This is a genomic window from Acinetobacter sp. C26M (assembly GCF_023702675.1).
In the GTDB taxonomy this organism is placed as follows: Bacteria; Pseudomonadota; Gammaproteobacteria; order Pseudomonadales; family Moraxellaceae; genus Acinetobacter.
The window spans coordinates 2,805,412-2,824,640 of sequence record NZ_CP098478.1 but is presented as its reverse complement, the minus strand read 5'-3'; the positions used below and the strand labels follow the sequence as shown (position 1 = coordinate 2,824,640).

The following is a 19,229-nucleotide window of genomic DNA, read 5'->3' as shown; positions in this document are numbered from 1 at the left end:
TACATCTCATTTTAAAAAAGTTATTTTAACTGCAATAAATTACATTTCTTTACTTAACAGACAGACTTGTACACATAAGTGAACATGTTGTAACTTTTATCTGCGTTTGGAAAAATATTATGAATAAGGTTTATAAGGTTGTATGGAACGCCTCATTGGGTGTTTGGGTAGCGGTTTCGGAACTTGCTAGAGGAAAAACAAAAAAGAGCGGAAGCGTTGGCCAGGTAGCTTGTTTAGATCAGCACGAACAGAAAAATAGCTTAGCTAAATTATTTAATTACAAAGCGTTATCTCTTGCCATTTTGACGGTAATTGCGCCTGCATATGTATTTGCTGGTTGGGAAGGAGGAGGAGGAAGCACGCGTACTGACTGTACCTCCTCTGCTGCAGGGTCAGGAACAGAGAGTAGCAGTGCTATTGCTATTGGAAGTGCAAATAGCGGAAATAATGCGAATGGTGAAGCTTGTGCACCAGCCGCTCAGGCAATTGCAATTGGTCAAGGTTCATATGCAGGTTCAGCTAGAAGTATTGCAATCGGTGATGGTGCAACTGTTAGTTCAGGGATTGGTCAAGGTCTAGCATTAGGTTCTGGCACTAAAGTAGTCGGAGATCAATCGACTGCTATTGGTAATAATGTAACTGCTCAAGGTAATTCATCTGTCGCAATTGGTGGAGATGATTTAGATCGCGTAGCTACTACAGGTAATCCGACAGTACCTGGTGGTTCTACTCAAGCTCAGAAAAATGCCATCCTCAATAATTCGAGTGCCGCACAAACATATAAAAATTTGACAGGTGATTATTTAGTAAACTTTGATGGGTCAACGAATACGACAGATACAAGTCAGTATATGTCTACAACAACGGGTGCAGGGGCTGTAAGTATTGGGGTGCAGTCTAAGTCAGGAGATTTAGCAACATCTTTCGGTACGCGCGCACAAGCGACTGGCGTAACATCTGTTGCATTAGGTGTTGGCTCTGCTTCTACTAAAGATGGTAGTGTTGCTTTAGGCGCTGGTAGTAAAACTGATGGAACTGCATCAAAGGTTACTCAAGCGACTGTTAATGGCGTAAGTTTTACTGGTTTTACTGGTGCGAGTAGTTTTGCTGGTACTGCAGCAGATGCTGGTCGCCAAGTATCAGTTGGTAATATTGGCAACGAACGCCAAATAAAGAATGTAGCACCAGGTGAACTTTCTGCGACATCTACAGATGCTATCAACGGTAGCCAAATTTATGCTGTTGCAAATACCTTAACTAATCAGATTCAATCAGCTAAGTCGACATCACCAATTGTATATACAGACGGTTCTGGTAATAAAGTAACTAAAGCAAATGACGGTAAGTGGTATCCATCCTCTTCAGTAGATGCTGGTGGTAATAAAGTAGGTTCACCAACGGAAGTATTAGCAACCAATGTCTCTACTCGACTTCAAGATGCGAATGGTTCTACGACCTCATCTATCAAGCTAACAAATGTTGCGAACGGAGCGGTGACATCTGGTTCTAAAGATGCAGTGAACGGTGGTCAGTTACAAGGTGTCGCAGACAGCGTTAAGACCGCAATTGGCGGCAACACGACCATTGATGCAACGACGGGTGCAATCAGCACAAGTAACATAGGTGGCACGGGATCGAACACGATTGATGGCGCGATCACGAGTGTAAAAAGCACAGCAGACGCAGCTAAAACGACAGCAGACAAAGGCATCAACTTTGGTGGTACGACAGGCAAGAACAACTATGCCTTGGGTAGTGATATCAATGTAAAAGGTGACAGTAACATCACCAGTACAACGGTCGCAGGTGGCGTTCAACTTGGCCTAGCGAACAATATTACCGTTGGTAGTGGTGCTGGAACGAACCCTGTGACGATTAACGGTACAACAGGTAGAGTTAGCGGCTTAACGAATAAGACGTGGAGCGGTACAGCTACATCAGGTCAAGCAGCAACAGAGGATCAATTAAAAACGGTAAGCGATGTTGCGAACAATGCGAATAAAGGCTGGAAAATCAATACTGGTGCTACGACAGGTGGAACAGTATCAGGTAACGCCTCAACGCAGGTTTCGCCAGACCAGGAAGTGAAGTTTATTGCAGGTAAGAATGTAGCAATTACACAAAGTGGTAAGGATATTACCGTTGCAACCAGCGATAACCCTGACTTTACTTCTGTTACAGCGGGGAATAGTAAATTAGATAACAGTGGTTTAGTTATTAAAGATGCAACTGGTGGTCTTAATGTAAGTAAAGATGGTGTTAAGTTTGTTGATGCTGATGGTGTAACACAAACAACAAACACACCAAGTCTTAATAAGACAGGCATCAATGCAGGTAACAACAAGATCACCAATGTTGCGAATGGAGCGGTAACATCTGGTTCTAAAGATGCAGTGAACGGTGGTCAGTTACAAGGTGTCGCAGACAGCGTTAAGACCGCAATTGGTGGTTCAACCACAATTGATGCGACAACTGGTGCAATCACGACCAATAACATTGGTGGCACAGGCTCGAACACAATTGATGGAGCAATCACAAGCGTTAAAGATGCAGCCACCAAAGCGAAAACAACGGTTACAGCTGGAGATAACGTTGTTGTGACCCCAACAACGAATGCAGATGGTTCAAGCAACTATCAAGTATCGACAGCGAAAGATGTGAACTTCGACAAGGTGACTGTAGGTACAGTTGTTGTAGATAAAACGACAGGTATCAATGCAGGTAATAAAAAGATCACCAATGTGACTGCTGGAGATATCAGTTCAGCGGCATCGACAGATGCGGTGAATGGTGGACAATTATTTACGACCAACCAAAATGTGACGACTGCTCAAAATGCGGCAGATGCAGCACAAGCGACAGCGGACAAAGGCATTAAGTTTGGAAATGGTACAAGCAGTAACCAATTTGCTTTAGGCGATACGCTGAATGTTAAAGGTTCAACAGATGGCAGCATCACCAGTACCACGACAGCAGATGGTGTACAGCTAGGCTTAGGTAATACCATTAAAGTTGGTACAGCGAATCCAGTCACTATTGATGGTACAGCAGGTACGATTGGTGGTTTAACGAATAAGACCTGGAACGGCACAGCAGTATCAGGTCAAGCAGCAACAGAAGATCAATTGGCAGCAGTTGATAGCAAGTTGGGTACGTTAGACGATGCAGCAGTTAAATACGACAATGCAACGACTAAAGACAAGATCACGCTTGTAGGAGCTGGTGGTACCACGATTACTAACGTAAAAGCGGGTGCGGTAAATTCAAGCTCAACTGATGCGGTAAATGGTAGTCAATTATTCAACACAGCGAATGATGTGAAGAATGCAATTGGTGGCAATACAACGATTGATGCAACAACTGGTGCCATCACGACCAATAACATTGGTGGCACAGGTTCGAACACGATTGATGGAGCGATCACAAGCGTTAAAGATGCAGCTACCAAAGCGAAAACGACGGTTACAGCTGGAGATAACGTTGTTGTGACTCCAACAACGAATGCAGATGGTTCAAGCAACTATCAAGTATCGACAGCGAAAGATGTGAACTTCGACAAGGTGACTGTAGGTACAGTTGTTGTAGATAAAACGACAGGTATCAATGCAGGTAATAAAAAGATCACCAATGTGACTGCTGGAGATATCAGTTCAGCGGCATCGACAGATGCAGTGAATGGTGGACAATTATTTACGACCAACCAAAATGTAACGACTGCTCAAAATGCGGCAGATGCAGCACAAGCGACAGCGGACAAAGGCATTAAGTTTGGAAATGGTACAAGCAGTAACCAATTTGCTTTAGGCGATACGCTGAATGTTAAAGGTTCAACAGATGGCAGCATCACCAGTACCACGACAGCAGATGGTGTACAGCTAGGCTTAGGTAATACCATTAAAGTTGGTACAGCGAATCCAGTCACTATTGATGGTACAGCAGGTACGATTGGTGGTTTAACGAATAAGACCTGGAACGGCACAGCAGTATCAGGTCAAGCAGCAACAGAAGATCAATTGGCAGCAGTTGATAGCAAGTTGGGTACGTTAGACGATGCAGCAGTTAAATACGACAATGCAACGACTAAAGACAAGATCACGCTTGTAGGAGCTGGTGGTACCACGATTACTAACGTAAAAGCGGGTGCGGTAAATTCAAGCTCAACTGATGCGGTAAATGGTAGTCAATTATTCAACACAGCGAATGATGTGAAGAATGCAATTGGTGGCAATACAACGATTGATGCAACAACTGGTGCCATCACGACCAATAACATTGGTGGCACAGGTTCGAACACGATTGATGGAGCGATCACAAGCGTTAAAGATGCAGCTACCAAAGCGAAAACGACGGTTACAGCTGGAGATAACGTTGTTGTGACTCCAACAACGAATGCAGATGGTTCAAGCAACTATCAAGTATCGACAGCGAAAGATGTGAACTTCGACAAGGTGACTGTAGGTACAGTTGTTGTAGATAAAACGACAGGTATCAATGCAGGTAATAAAAAGATCACCAATGTGACTGCTGGAGATATCAGTTCAGCGGCATCGACAGATGCAGTGAATGGTGGACAATTATTTACGACCAACCAAAATGTAACGACTGCTCAAAATGCGGCAGATGCAGCACAAGCGACAGCGGACAAAGGCATTAAGTTTGGAAATGGTACAAGCAGTAACCAATTTGCTTTAGGCGATACGCTGAATGTTAAAGGTTCAACAGATGGCAGCATCACCAGTACCACGACAGCAGATGGTGTACAGCTAGGCTTAGGTAATACCATTAAAGTTGGTACAGCGAATCCAGTCACTATTGATGGTACAGCAGGTACGATTGGTGGTTTAACGAATAAGACCTGGAACGGCACAGCAGTATCAGGTCAAGCAGCAACAGAAGATCAATTGGCAGCAGTTGATAGCAAGTTGGGTACGTTAGACGATGCAGCAGTTAAATACGACAATGCAACGACTAAAGACAAAGTGACTTTAGGCGGTGGTGCAGCAGGCACGACTATCACTAATGTGAAAGCGGGTGCAGTGACAGCGGCATCAAAAGATGCAGTGAATGGTAGCCAATTATTCAACACAGCGAATGATGTGAAAAATGCAATTGGCGGCAATACAACGATTGATGCAACAACTGGTGCGATCACGACCAATAACATTGGTGGCACAGGTTCGAACACGATTGATGGAGCGATCACAAGCGTTAAAGATGCAGCTACCAAAGCGAAAACGACGGTTACAGCTGGAGATAACGTTGTTGTGACCCCAACAACGAATGCAGATGGTTCAAGCAACTATCAAGTATCGACAGCGAAAGATGTGAACTTCGACAAGGTGACTGTAGGTACAGTTGTTGTAGATAAAACGACAGGTATCAATGCAGGTAATAAAAAGATCACCAATGTGACTGCTGGAGATATCAGTTCAGCGGCATCGACAGATGCAGTGAATGGTGGACAATTATTTACGACCAACCAAAATGTAACGACTGCTCAAAATGCGGCAGATGCAGCACAAGCGACAGCGGACAAAGGCATTAAGTTTGGAAATGGTACAAGCAGTAACCAATTTGCTTTAGGTGATACGCTGAATGTTAAAGGTTCAACAGATGGCAGCATTACCAGTACCACGACAGCAGATGGTGTACAGCTAGGCTTAGGCAATACCATTAAAGTTGGTACAGCGAATCCAGTCACTATTGATGGTACAGCAGGTACGATCGGTGGTTTAACGAACAAGACCTGGAATGGCACAGCAGTATCAGGTCAAGCAGCAACAGAAGATCAATTGGCAGCAGTTGATAGCAAGTTGGGTACGTTAGACGATGCAGCAGTTAAATACGACAACGCAACGACTAAAGACAAAGTGACTTTAGGCGGTGGTGCAGCAGGCACGACTATCACTAATGTGAAAGCGGGTGCAGTGACAGCGGCATCAAAAGATGCAGTGAATGGTAGCCAATTATTCAACACAGCGAATGATGTGAAAAATGCAATTGGCGGCAATACAACGATTGATGCAACAACTGGTGCGATCACGACCAATAACATTGGTGGCACAGGTTCGAACACGATTGATGGAGCGATCACAAGCGTTAAAGATGCAGCTACCAAAGCGAAAACGACGGTTACAGCTGGAGATAACGTTGTTGTGACCCCAACAACGAATGCAGATGGTTCAAGCAACTATCAAGTATCGACAGCGAAAGATGTGAACTTCGACAAGGTGACTGTAGGTACAGTTGTTGTAGATAAAACGACAGGTATCAATGCAGGTAATAAAAAGATCACCAATGTGACTGCTGGAGATATCAGTTCAGCAGCATCGACAGATGCAGTGAATGGTGGACAATTATTTACGACCAACCAAAATGTGACGACTGCTCAAAATGCGGCAGATGCAGCACAAGCGACAGCGGACAAAGGCATTAAGTTTGGAAATGGTACAAGCAGTAACCAATTTGCTTTAGGTGATACGCTGAATGTTAAAGGTTCAACAGATGGCAGCATTACCAGTACCACGACAGCAGATGGTGTACAGCTAGGCTTAGGCAATACCATTAAAGTTGGTACAGCGAATCCAGTCACTATTGATGGTACAGCAGGTACGATTGGTGGTTTAAGCAATAAGACATGGAACGGCACAGCGGTATCAGGTCAGGCAGCAACAGAAGATCAATTGGCAGCAGTTGATAGCAAGTTGGGTACGTTAGACGATGCAGCAGTCAAATATGACAATGCAACGACTAAAGACAAAGTGACTTTAGGCGGTGGTGCTGCAGGCACGACCATCACTAATGTGAAAGCTGGTGCAGTGACAGCGGCATCAAAAGATGCGGTGAATGGTAGCCAATTATTCAACACAGCAAATGATGTGAAGAATGCAATTGGTGGTTCAACCACAATTGATGCAACAACTGGTGCAATCACGACCAATAACATTGGTGGCACAGGATCGAACACGATTGATGGTGCGATCACAAGTGTTAAAGATGCAGCTACCAAAGCGAAAACGACGGTTACAGCTGGAGATAACGTTGTTGTCACTCCAACGACGAATGCAGATGGTTCAAGCAACTATCAAGTATCGACAGCGAAAGATGTGAACTTCGACAAGGTAACTGTAGGAAGTGTAGTTGTTGATAAAACAACGAACACGATCAAAGGTCTGAGCAACAAGACATGGAACGGCACAGCGGTATCAGGTCAAGCGGCGACAGAAGATCAATTGGCAGCAGTTGATAGCAAGTTGGGTACGTTAGACGATGCAGCAGTTAAATATGACAATGCAACGACTAAAGACAAGATCACGCTTGCAGGTACTGGTGGTACAACCATTACTAACGTTAAAGCAGGTGCGGTGAATTCAAGCTCAACTGATGCGGTAAATGGTAGTCAATTATTCAACACAGCAAATGATGTGAAGAATGCAATTGGTGGCAATACAACGATTGATGCGACAACTGGTGCAATCACGACCAATAACATTGGTGGTACAGGTTCGAACACAATTGATGGAGCGATCACAAGTGTTAAAGATGCAGCCACCAAAGCGAAAACAACGGTTACAGCTGGAGATAACGTTGTTGTGACCCCAACAACGAATGCAGATGGTTCAAGCAACTATCAAGTATCGACAGCGAAAGATGTGAACTTCGACAAGGTAACTGTAGGTACAGTTGTTGTAGATAAAACGACAGGTATCAATGCAGGTAATAAAAAGATCACCAATGTGACTGCTGGAGATATCAGCTCAGCGGCATCGACAGATGCAGTGAATGGTGGACAATTATTTACGACTAACCAAAATGTGACGACTGCTCAAAATGCGGCAGATGCAGCACAAGCGACAGCGGACAAAGGCATTAAGTTTGGAAATGGTACAAGCAGTAACCAATTTGCTTTAGGCGATACGCTGAATGTTAAAGGTTCAACAGATGGCAGCATTACCAGTACCACGACAGCAGATGGTGTACAGCTAGGCTTAGGCAATACCATTAAAGTTGGTACAGCGAATCCAGTCACTATTGATGGTACAGCAGGTACGATCGGTGGTTTAACGAACAAGACCTGGAACGGCACAGCAGTCTCAGGTCAGGCAGCAACAGAAGATCAATTGGCAGCAGTTGATAGCAAGTTGGGTACGTTAGACGATGCAGCAGTTAAATACGACAATGCAACGACTAAAGACAAAGTGACTTTAGGCGGTGGTGCAACAGGCACGACCATCACTAATGTGAAAGCTGGTGCAGTGACAGCGGCATCAAAAGATGCAGTGAATGGTAGTCAATTATTCAACACAGCAAATGATGTGAAGAATGCAATTGGTGGCAATACAACGATTGATGCGACAACTGGTGCAATCACGACCAATAACATTGGTGGTACAGGTTCGAACACAATTGATGGAGCGATCACAAGTGTTAAAGATGCAGCCACCAAAGCGAAAACAACGGTTACAGCTGGAGATAACGTTGTTGTGACCCCAACAACGAATGCAGATGGTTCAAGCAACTATCAAGTATCGACAGCGAAAGATGTGAACTTCGACAAGGTGACTGTAGGTACAGTTGTTGTAGATAAAACGACAGGTATCAATGCAGGTAATAAAAAGATCACCAATGTGACTGCTGGAGATATCAGCTCAGCGGCATCGACAGATGCAGTGAATGGTGGACAATTATTTACGACCAACCAAAATGTGACGACTGCTCAAAATGCGGCAGATGCAGCACAAGCGACAGCGGACAAAGGCATTAAGTTTGGAAATGGTACAAGCAGTAACCAATTTGCTTTAGGTGATACGCTGAATGTTAAAGGTTCAACAGATGGCAGCATTACCAGTACCACGACAGCAGATGGTGTACAGCTAGGCTTAGGCAATACCATTAAAGTTGGTACAGCGAATCCAGTCACTATTGATGGTACAGCAGGTACGATTGGTGGTTTAAGCAATAAGACATGGAACGGCACAGCGGTATCAGGTCAGGCAGCAACAGAAGATCAATTGGCAGCAGTTGATAGCAAGTTGGGTACGTTAGACGATGCAGCAGTCAAATATGACAATGCAACGACTAAAGACAAAGTGACTTTAGGCGGTGGTGCTGCAGGCACGACCATCACTAATGTGAAAGCTGGTGCAGTGACAGCGGCATCAAAAGATGCGGTGAATGGTAGCCAATTATTCAACACAGCAAATGATGTGAAGAATGCAATTGGTGGTTCAACCACAATTGATGCAACAACTGGTGCAATCACGACCAATAACATTGGTGGCACAGGATCGAACACGATTGATGGTGCGATCACAAGTGTTAAAGATGCAGCTACCAAAGCGAAAACGACGGTTACAGCTGGAGATAACGTTGTTGTGACCCCAACAACGAATGCAGATGGTTCAAGCAACTATCAAGTATCGACAGCGAAAGATGTGAACTTCGACAAGGTAACTGTAGGAAGTGTAGTTGTTGATAAAACAACGAACACGATCAAAGGTCTGAGCAACAAGACATGGAACGGCACAGCGGTATCAGGTCAAGCGGCGACAGAAGATCAATTGGCAGCAGTTGATAGCAAGTTGGGTACGTTAGACGATGCAGCAGTTAAATATGACAATGCAACGACTAAAGACAAGATCACGCTTGCAGGTACTGGTGGTACAACCATTACTAACGTGAAAGCTGGAGATATCAGCTCAGCAGCATCGACAGATGCGGTGAATGGTGGGCAATTATTTACGACCAATCAAAATGTGACGACTGCTCAAAATGCGGCAGATGCAGCACAAGCGACAGCGGACAAAGGCATTAAGTTTGGAAATGGTACAAGCAGTAACCAATTTGCTTTAGGCGATACGCTGAATGTTAAAGGTTCAACAGATGGCAGCATCACCAGTACCACGACAGCAGATGGTGTACAGCTAGGCTTAGGCAATACCATTAAAGTTGGTACAGCGAATCCAGTCACTATTGATGGTACAGCAGGTACGATTGGTGGTTTAACGAACAAGACATGGAACGGCACAGCAGTATCAGGTCAGGCAGCAACAGAAGATCAATTGGCAGCAGTTGATAGCAAGTTGGGTACGTTAGACGATGCAGCAGTTAAATACGACAATGCAACGACTAAAGACAAGATCACGCTTGCAGGTACTGGTGGTACCACGATTACTAACGTAAAAGCAGGTGCGGTGAATTCAAGCTCAACTGATGCAGTGAATGGTAGCCAATTATTCAACACAGCAAATGATGTGAAGAATGCAATTGGTGGTTCAACCACAATTGATGCAACAACTGGTGCAATCACGACCAATAACATTGGTGGTACAGGTTCGAACACGATTGATGGTGCGATCACAAGCGTTAAAGATGCAGCCACCAAAGCGAAAACGACGGTTACAGCAGGAGATAACGTTGTTGTGACCCCAACAACGAATGCAGATGGTTCAAGCAACTATCAAGTATCGACAGCGAAAGATGTGAACTTCGACAAGGTAACTGTAGGTACAGTTGTTGTAGATAAAACGACAGGTATCAATGCAGGTAATAAAAAGATCACCAATGTGACTGCTGGAGATATCAGCTCAGCGGCATCGACAGATGCAGTGAATGGTGGACAATTATTTACGACTAACCAAAATGTGACGACTGCTCAAAATGCGGCAGATGCAGCACAAGCGACAGCGGACAAAGGCATTAAGTTTGGAAATGGTACAAGCAGTAACCAATTTGCTTTAGGCGATACGCTGAATGTTAAAGGTTCAACAGATGGCAGCATTACCAGTACCACGACAGCAGATGGTGTACAGCTAGGCTTAGGCAATACCATTAAAGTTGGTACAGCGAATCCAGTCACTATTGATGGTACAGCAGGTACGATCGGTGGTTTAACGAACAAGACCTGGAACGGCACAGCAGTCTCAGGTCAGGCAGCAACAGAAGATCAATTGGCAGCAGTTGATAGCAAGTTGGGTACGTTAGACGATGCAGCAGTTAAATACGACAATGCAACGACTAAAGACAAAGTGACTTTAGGCGGTGGTGCAACAGGCACGACCATCACTAATGTGAAAGCTGGTGCAGTGACAGCGGCATCAAAAGATGCAGTGAATGGTAGTCAATTATTCAACACAGCAAATGATGTGAAGAATGCAATTGGTGGCAATACAACGATTGATGCGACAACTGGTGCAATCACGACCAATAACATTGGTGGTACAGGTTCGAACACAATTGATGGAGCGATCACAAGTGTTAAAGATGCAGCCACCAAAGCGAAAACAACGGTTACAGCTGGAGATAACGTTGTTGTGACCCCAACAACGAATGCAGATGGTTCAAGCAACTATCAAGTATCGACAGCGAAAGATGTGAACTTCGACAAGGTGACTGTAGGTACAGTTGTTGTAGATAAAACGACAGGTATCAATGCAGGTAATAAAAAGATCACCAATGTGACTGCTGGAGATATCAGCTCAGCGGCATCGACAGATGCAGTGAATGGTGGACAATTATTTACGACCAACCAAAATGTGACGACTGCTCAAAATGCGGCAGATGCAGCACAAGCGACAGCGGACAAAGGCATTAAGTTTGGAAATGGTACAAGCAGTAACCAATTTGCTTTAGGTGATACGCTGAATGTTAAAGGTTCAACAGATGGCAGCATTACCAGTACCACGACAGCAGATGGTGTACAGCTAGGCTTAGGCAATACCATTAAAGTTGGTACAGCGAATCCAGTCACTATTGATGGTACAGCAGGTACGATTGGTGGTTTAAGCAATAAGACATGGAACGGCACAGCGGTATCAGGTCAGGCAGCAACAGAAGATCAATTGGCAGCAGTTGATAGCAAGTTGGGTACGTTAGACGATGCAGCAGTCAAATATGACAATGCAACGACTAAAGACAAAGTGACTTTAGGCGGTGGTGCTGCAGGCACGACCATCACTAATGTGAAAGCTGGTGCAGTGACAGCGGCATCAAAAGATGCGGTGAATGGTAGCCAATTATTCAACACAGCAAATGATGTGAAGAATGCAATTGGTGGTTCAACCACAATTGATGCAACAACTGGTGCAATCACGACCAATAACATTGGTGGCACAGGATCGAACACGATTGATGGTGCGATCACAAGTGTTAAAGATGCAGCTACCAAAGCGAAAACGACGGTTACAGCTGGAGATAACGTTGTTGTCACTCCAACGACGAATGCAGATGGTTCAAGCAACTATCAAGTATCGACAGCGAAAGATGTGAACTTCGACAAGGTAACTGTAGGAAGTGTAGTTGTTGATAAAACAACGAACACGATCAAAGGTCTGAGCAACAAGACATGGAACGGCACAGCGGTATCAGGTCAAGCGGCGACAGAAGATCAATTGGCAGCAGTTGATAGCAAGTTGGGTACGTTAGACGATGCAGCAGTTAAATATGACAATGCAACGACTAAAGACAAGATCACGCTTGCAGGTACTGGTGGTACAACCATTACTAACGTTAAAGCAGGTGCGGTGAATTCAAGCTCAACTGATGCGGTAAATGGTAGTCAATTATTCAACACAGCAAATGATGTGAAGAATGCAATTGGTGGCAATACAACGATTGATGCGACAACTGGTGCAATCACGACCAATAACATTGGTGGTACAGGTTCGAACACAATTGATGGAGCGATCACAAGTGTTAAAGATGCAGCCACCAAAGCGAAAACAACGGTTACAGCTGGAGATAACGTTGTTGTGACCCCAACAACGAATGCAGATGGTTCAAGCAACTATCAAGTATCGACAGCGAAAGATGTGAACTTCGACAAGGTAACTGTAGGTACAGTTGTTGTAGATAAAACGACAGGTATCAATGCAGGTAATAAAAAGATCACCAATGTGACTGCTGGAGATATCAGCTCAGCGGCATCGACAGATGCAGTGAATGGTGGACAATTATTTACGACTAACCAAAATGTGACGACTGCTCAAAATGCGGCAGATGCAGCACAAGCGACAGCGGACAAAGGCATTAAGTTTGGAAATGGTACAAGCAGTAACCAATTTGCTTTAGGCGATACGCTGAATGTTAAAGGTTCAACAGATGGCAGCATCACCAGTACCACGACAGCAGATGGTGTACAGCTAGGCTTAGGCAATACCATTAAAGTTGGTACAGCGAATCCAGTCACTATTGATGGTACAGCAGGTACGATTGGTGGTTTAAGCAATAAGACCTGGAACGGCACAGCAGTATCAGGTCAAGCAGCAACAGAAGATCAATTGGCAGCAGTTGATAGCAAGTTGGGTACGTTAGACGATGCAGCAGTTAAATACGACAACGCAACGACTAAAGACAAAGTGACTTTAGGCGGTGGTGCAGCAGGCACGACTATCACTAATGTGAAAGCGGGTGCAGTGACAGCGGCATCAAAAGATGCAGTGAATGGTAGCCAATTATTCAACACAGCGAATGATGTGAAAAATGCAATTGGCGGCAATACAACGATTGATGCAACAACTGGTGCGATCACGACCAATAACATTGGTGGCACAGGTTCGAACACGATTGATGGAGCGATCACAAGCGTTAAAGATGCAGCTACCAAAGCGAAAACGACGGTTACAGCTGGAGATAACGTTGTTGTGACCCCAACAACGAATGCAGATGGTTCAAGCAACTATCAAGTATCGACAGCGAAAGATGTGAACTTCGACAAGGTGACTGTAGGTACAGTTGTTGTAGATAAAACGACAGGTATCAATGCAGGTAATAAAAAGATCACCAATGTGACTGCTGGAGATATCAGTTCAGCAGCATCGACAGATGCGGTGAATGGTGGACAATTATTTACGACCAACCAAAATGTAACGACTGCTCAAAATGCGGCAGATGCAGCACAAGCGACAGCGGACAAAGGCATTAAGTTTGGAAATGGTACAAGCAGTAACCAATTTGCTTTAGGTGATACGCTGAATGTTAAAGGTTCAACAGATGGCAGCATTACCAGTACCACGACAGCAGATGGTGTACAGCTAGGCTTAGGCAATACCATTAAAGTTGGTACAGCGAATCCAGTCACTATTGATGGTACAGCAGGTACGATTGGTGGTTTAAGCAATAAGACCTGGAACGGCACAGCAGTATCAGGTCAAGCAGCAACAGAAGATCAATTGGCAGCAGTTGATAGCAAGTTGGGTACGTTAGACGATGCAGCAGTTAAATACGACAATGCAACGACTAAAGACAAGATCACGCTTGTAGGAGCTGGTGGTACCACGATTACTAACGTAAAAGCGGGTGCGGTAAATTCAAGCTCAACTGATGCGGTAAATGGTAGTCAATTATTCAACACAGCGAATGATGTGAAGAATGCAATTGGTGGCAATACAACGATTGATGCAACAACTGGTGCGATCACGACCAATAACATTGGTGGCACAGGTTCGAACACGATTGATGGAGCGATCACAAGCGTTAAAGATGCAGCTACCAAAGCGAAAACGACGGTTACAGCTGGAGATAACGTTGTTGTGACCCCAACAACGAATGCAGATGGTTCAAGCAACTATCAAGTATCGACAGCGAAAGATGTGAACTTCGACAAGGTGACTGTAGGTACAGTTGTTGTAGATAAAACGACAGGTATCAATGCAGGTAATAAAAAGATCACCAATGTGACTGCTGGAGATATCAGTTCAGCAGCATCGACAGATGCAGTGAATGGTGGACAATTATTTACGACCAACCAAAATGTGACGACTGCTCAAAATGCGGCAGATGCAGCACAAGCGACAGCGGACAAAGGCATTAAGTTTGGAAATGGTACAAGCAGTAACCAATTTGCTTTAGGTGATACGCTGAATGTTAAAGGTTCAACAGATGGCAGCATTACCAGTACCACGACAGCAGATGGTGTACAGCTAGGCTTAGGCAATACCATTAAAGTTGGTACAGCGAATCCAGTCACTATTGATGGTACAGCAGGTACGATTGGTGGTTTAAGCAATAAGACCTGGAACGGCACAGCAGTATCAGGTCAAGCAGCAACAGAAGATCAATTGGCAGCAGTTGATAGCAAGTTGGGTACGTTAGACGATGCAGCAGTTAAATACGACAATGCAACGACTAAAGACAAAGTGACTTTAGGCGGTGGTGCAGCAGGCACGACTATCACTAACGTGAAAGCTGGAGATATCAGTTCAGCGGCATCGACAGATGCGGTGAATGGTGGACAATTATTTACGACCAACCAAAATGTGACGACTGCTCAAAATGCGGCAGATGCAGCACAAGCGACAGCGGACAAAGGCATTAAGTTTGGAAATGGTACAAGCAGTAACCAATTTGCTTTAGGCGATACGCTGAATGTTAAAGGTTCAACAGATGGCAGCATCACCAGTACCACGACAGCAGATGGTGTACAGCTAGGCTTAGGCAATACCATTAAAGTTGGTACAGCGAATCCAGTCACTATTGATGGTACAGCAGGTACGATTGGTGGTTTAAGCAATAAGACCTGGAACGGCACAGCAGTATCAGGTCAAGCAGCAACAGAAGATCAATTGGCAGCAGTTGATAGCAAGTTGGGTACGTTAGACGATGCAGCAGTTAAATACGACAATGCAACGACTAAAGACAAGATCACGCTTGTAGGAGCTGGTGGTACCACGATTACTAACGTAAAAGCGGGTGCGGTAAATTCAAGCTCAACTGATGCGGTAAATGGTAGTCAATTATTCAACACAGCGAATGATGTGAAGAATGCAATTGGTGGCAATACAACGATTGATGCAACAACTGGTGCGATCACGACCAATAACATTGGTGGCACAGGTTCGAACACGATTGATGGAGCGATCACAAGCGTTAAAGATGCAGCTACCAAAGCGAAAACGACGGTTACAGCTGGAGATAACGTTGTTGTGACCCCAACAACGAATGCAGATGGTTCAAGCAACTATCAAGTATCGACAGCGAAAGATGTAAACTTCGACAAGGTAACTGTAGGTACAGTTGTTGTAGATAAAACGACAGGTATCAATGCAGGTAATAAAAAGATCACCAATGTGACTGTTGGAGATATCAGTTCAGCGGCATCGACAGATGCGGTGAATGGTGGACAATTATTTACGACCAATCAAAATGTGACGACTGCTCAAAATGCGGCAGATGCAGCACAAGCGACAGCGGACAAAGGCATTAAGTTTGGAAATGGTACAAGCAGTAACCAATTTGCTTTAGGCGATACGCTGAATGTTAAAGGTTCAACAGATGGCAGCATCACCAGTACCACGACAGCAGATGGTGTACAGCTAGGCTTAGGTAATACCATTAAAGTTGGTACAGCGAATCCAGTCACTATTGATGGTACAGCAGGTACGATTGGTGGTTTAAGCAATAAGACCTGGAACGGCACAGCAGTATCAGGTCAAGCAGCAACAGAAGATCAATTGGCAGCAGTTGATAGCAAGTTGGGTACGTTAGACGATGCAGCAGTTAAATACGACAATGCAACGACTAAAGACAAGATCACGCTTGTAGGAGCTGGTGGTACCACGATTACTAACGTAAAAGCGGGTGCGGTAAATTCAAGCTCAACTGATGCGGTAAATGGTAGTCAATTATTCAACACAGCGAATGATGTGAAGAATGCAATTGGTGGCAATACAACGATTGATGCAACAACTGGTGCCATCACGACCAATAACATTGGTGGTACAGGTTCGAACACAATTGATGGAGCGATCACAAGCGTTAAAGATGCGGCCACTAAAGCGAAAACGACGGTTACAGCAGGAGATAACGTTGTTGTGACCCCAACGACGAATGCAGATGGTTCAAGCAACTATCAAGTATCGACAGCGAAAGATGTGAACTTCGACAAGGTGACTGTAGGAAGTGTCGTTATTGATAAGGCAAGCAATACCATTGAAGGCTTGAGTAATAAAGACATTAAAGCAGCTGATTTTGCAACTAAAGGTAGAGCTGCAACTGAAGAGCAATTGAAAGTTGCGATCAGCAATAACATTACAGAAGTTGTTGATGGTAATGGCAATAAGGTGAACATAATTGATCAGGTTGTAAATAAAAATCCTGATAACAAGAACCAAGACTCATTGTTCTTAACCTATGATAAGCAAGGTCAAGAAACGACAGATCGTCTGACGATTGGTCAAACGGTTCAGAAGATGAATACCGATGGTATCAAATTCTTCCATACCAATGCGGATACATCTAAAGGTGATTTGGGTACAACCAATGATTCAAGTGCGGGTGGTAAAAATTCTACAGCGATTGGTGTAAATGCAATTGTTTCAACTGGTGCAGACAGTGCAGTTGCTTTAGGCCATAACAGTAAAGCTGGCGGAAAAGAGTCAATTGCAATTGGTCAAGGTGCTGAGGCAACAGGTTTACAATCAATCAGTATTGGTACGGGTAACAAAGTGAAAGGTGATCACTCTGGTGCGATTGGTGATCCAACAATTGTTGATGGTGCGAACAGTTATTCTGTGGGTAACAATAACCAAGTGCTTACAGATGATACTTTTGTCCTTGGTAACAATGTGACGAAAACAGTGGCTGGATCAGTTGTGTTGGGCAATGGCTCAGCAGCGACAACAGGTGCTGGCGTTGCAGGTTATGCATTATCAGCGGCAACGGGTGCGGATAAAGCAGCAATCACTAAGACAACTTCAACTACAGGTGCAGTTGCCGTAGGTGATGAGGCGGGTGGTATCTACCGTCAAATTACGGGTGTTGCAGCTGGTCGTGCTGATGCGGATGCAGTGAACGTTGCTCAGTTGAAAGCTGTGGGTAATCAAGTTGTGACGACTCAAACTGCACTTGTAGATAGTTTGGGTGGCGGTGCTAAAGTTAATAATGATGGTACGATTACAGGACCGACTTATAATGTGGCACAAGGTAATCAGACCAATGTTGGTGATGCATTAACAGCACTTGACAAAGCGATTGGCTCGGTAGGAACAACATCGAAAACGACTGTGACGAATGGTCAAAATATTGTTGTGAAAAAGACCAAAAATGCTGATGGTTCAGATAACTATGAAGTTGAAACTGCAAAAGACTTGACGGTTGATTCTGTGAAAGCAGGTAACACTGTTTTGAACAATACTGGAATCACCATTGGTAATAATGCGGTTGTGTTAAACAACACTGGATTAACGATTGCGGGTGGTCCAAGTGTAACAACTCAGGGTATCAATGCCGGCAATAAACAGGTGACTAATGTTGCGGCTGGTACGAATGCAACAGATGCCGTGAACAAAGGTCAATTGGATAGCGCAATCAGCAATGTGAATAACAATGTGAATGAGCTTGCCAACAATGCAGTGAAATATGACGATGCCAAAAAAGACAAGATCACACTTGGCGGAGCCGATGGAACCACGATTACCAATGTAAAAGATGGTAAGGTTGAGCAAGGCTCTAAAGATGCAGTGAATGGTGGTCAGCTTGCGCAAGTTAAAGATAATTTGCAGGGGCAGATTACCAACAACACCAACGCTATTAATAACATTAAAAATGATATTAATAATGGTACTGTTGGTCTGGTTAAACAGGCGAATAGTAGTGCTGAGGTTACCGTAGCTAAAGACACTGGTGGTACGAGTGTAAATGTCGCTGGTACTGATGGTAATCGTGTTGTAACAGGTGTGAAAGATGGTGCAGTCAATGCAACGTCTAAAGATGCTGTAAATGGCTCACAACTTAATACGACTAATCAAAAGTTTGCTGAGTATTTAGGTGGCGGTGCCAAGTATGAAAATAATACTTATACAGCTCCTACTTATACAGTTGGTGATACCAAACATAACAATGTTGGTGGTGCGATAGATGCATTGAATAAAGCGGATCAAGCGTTAAGTAATCGTATTGATAATATTGATAACAAACTTGAGCAAGTATTCTATTCAACAAATCAGCGTATTGATGATGTAGAGAAAAAAGCCAATGCAGGTATTGCAGCGGCAATGGCATTGGAGGCAGCGCCATATGTAGCCGGTAAATATACCTATGCAGCAGGTGCTTCTTATCATGGTGGTGAAAATGCAGTCGGCGTAACTTTGCGTAAGACTGCGGATAATGGTCGTTGGTCTATCACGGGTGGTGTAGCTGCTGCATCACAAGGTGATCCAAGTGTACGTATTGGTATCAGTGGCGTAATTGACTAAGGGACCCGTTATGTCGGAGGGCCTTTAGGCTCTCCTCAT

1 protein-coding gene is annotated in these 19,229 nt (G+C 44.3%); it reads left to right on the top strand.

Translation table 11 applies throughout. From position 1 onward, the window contains the following. Nucleotides 1-119 precede the first annotated feature (119 nt). Nucleotides 120-19,190 carry an ESPR-type extended signal peptide-containing protein gene (locus NDN11_RS12935; protein ID WP_251119280.1) on the top strand — a complete coding sequence of 6,357 codons (19,071 nt, stop codon included), beginning with the start codon at nucleotides 120-122 and terminating at the stop codon, nucleotides 19,188-19,190. Nucleotides 19,191-19,229: the final 39 nt, after the last annotated feature.